This is a genomic window from Escherichia sp. AM3 (assembly GCF_032029835.1).
Taxonomy (GTDB): Bacteria; Pseudomonadota; Gammaproteobacteria; order Enterobacterales; family Enterobacteriaceae; genus Escherichia; species Escherichia coli.
The window spans coordinates 1-274 of sequence record NZ_JAVUPQ010000958.1 but is presented as its reverse complement, the minus strand read 5'-3'; the positions used below and the strand labels follow the sequence as shown (position 1 = coordinate 274).

The window sequence follows — 274 nt, the reverse complement described above, 5'->3', positions numbered from 1 at the left end:
AGCGCATCCTGCGGTACGTGGGCATTAATATTGTAAGACTGCCGCAGGATGGACGCCGCCTCCTTCAGATTGCCCTGATTCGCCGCCCAGACCGGGGATTCGCTCATATAGCGGCTGCGGATGGCGATAATCACCAGCGCGGGCACCGCGCCAAAGCCAAGGATCAGACGCCAGAGCCAGTCGCTGTGGCTTTCCGGCAGCACGGCGTAAAAGAAGAGCACCAGAAGATAAGAGATGCTGATGGCCGCGTACCAGGTGGGGCACCACATTGCGA

The 274-nt window shown here is 59.9% G+C and carries 1 protein-coding gene; it reads right to left on the bottom strand.

Going from position 1 to position 274, the window contains the following annotated elements; genetic code table 11:
• The coding region (locus RTW80_RS29235; protein WP_312721624.1) for an MFS transporter at positions 1–274 on the bottom strand (274 nt) is incomplete at both ends.